A 1,518-nucleotide genomic window follows, 5' to 3' on the forward strand; every position below is an offset into this window, starting at 1 on the left:
AGCAAAGACATCCCAGGTGCTTAGGTGTCAAGCAGTGGCGGTGTTGGGGTGATGTGTCCAGGCGGTGGTCTCGTTGTAGGTGGTGCCGGTCTTGAGGCATCCGTGGAGGATGCCGACGAGTCGGTTGGCGAGTTGTCGTAGCGCGGCGCGGTAGCTGACGCCGCGGGCGCGTTGCTGGTCGTAGTAGGCGCGGGCTCCGGGGGACGCGCGCAGCGACGTGAACGCTTGGGTCATGAGGGCGTCGATGAGCCGGTCGTTGTGGACGAAGCGGGCCGTGACGGTGCGTTTCTTGCCGGACGCGCGGGTGATCGGGCTGGTCGCGGCGTAGTTCTTGCGGGCCTTGGCTGAGGTGTAGCGGTCGTGGTCGTCGCCGAACTCGGCGAGTACCCGGGCGCCGAGGACAACACCGAGTCCGGGTTGGGACAGGATGATCTCAGCGTCCGGGTGCCGACCAAAATGGGCCTGCACCTGCCCTTGCATGGTGGTGACCTGCTCGTTGAGAGTGACCAGCACCGCGACCAGGGCGCGCACCGAGGCGGCGTAGGCGGCGGTCACCACCGCTGGCTGACCGAGGTGCTCGGCGCGCAGCACCGCTTGAATCGCCGCCGCCTTGGCCGGGATGTCACGGCGGCGGGCGCGTTTGAGGGCCGCGCTGATCTGCGCCAGGCTCAACCGGGCGGCGCTCGCCGGATCGGGTGCCCTGGCGAGGAGTTCCAGGGTGTCGCCGGCGTCGAGGTCCTCAAACGCGGCCACCGCGGCCGGGAAGTACTCCCGTAACGCGTGCCGCAACCGCTGCCCGGCCCGGGTGCGTTCCCAGATCAACGTCTTATGCATCCGAGCGACCACCTTGACCGCCTCAGCCTCGGCACTGTCACCGGCGACCGGCCGCAGCTGGTGCGAGTCCGTGCGCACCATGTCCGCCAGCATGTGCGCATCAGCCGCGTCGCTCTTGGCCCCGGACACCGCCAGGCGCTCCCGATACCGGGCCGCCTGCAACGGGTTCACCGCGAACACCGTGTACCCGGCCGCGATCAACGCCTGCACCCACGGACCCCGATCGGTCTCAATACCGATCTTCACCTGCCCGGCTTCGTCGACACCAACGACGCCACCGTCACCGCACCACGCGCCGATCATCGCGTGCAGCTGGGCGACACCCTCGACACCCTCAGGCAGACGGGCCCTGCCCAGCCGGCGCCCGGCACCGTCCATCAACTCGACGTCATGGTGGTCCTCGGCCCAGTCATCTCCCACGAACAGCACCACATCTCCCGCCCACTCCACGAAACGAGACACAACCAGTAGCCAGCAGGAGAACCATCAGCGACCTAATGAAGCAGTGCTCACGCCACCAAACGGGCACGACATCCCATCAGCGATCAACTCTCCTCACCAACCGGCAGCGACACGATCTTTGCTCAGGACTCACCACGTCCAGGCTGCGCGAGTGCTCATCCGCCAGCGGCTACCCACCAGGAGTCTGCCGCACCCACCAGCCAACTCCCAGAACTCATTAGG

General features: G+C 67.4%; 1 protein-coding gene. It reads right to left on the bottom strand.

The window, feature by feature from the left end; translation table 11 throughout:
- Positions 1–27 precede the first annotated feature (27 nt).
- Positions 28–1,263, bottom strand: coding sequence for an IS110 family transposase (locus tag AB0B57_RS36785; protein ID WP_357081091.1), 1,236 nt, complete (start codon positions 1,261–1,263; stop codon positions 28–30).
- Between the last annotated feature and the right edge of the window lie 255 nt (positions 1,264–1,518).

Source organism: Micromonospora sp. NPDC049101 (assembly GCF_040648675.1).
Lineage (GTDB): Bacteria > Actinomycetota > Actinomycetes > Mycobacteriales > Micromonosporaceae > Micromonospora.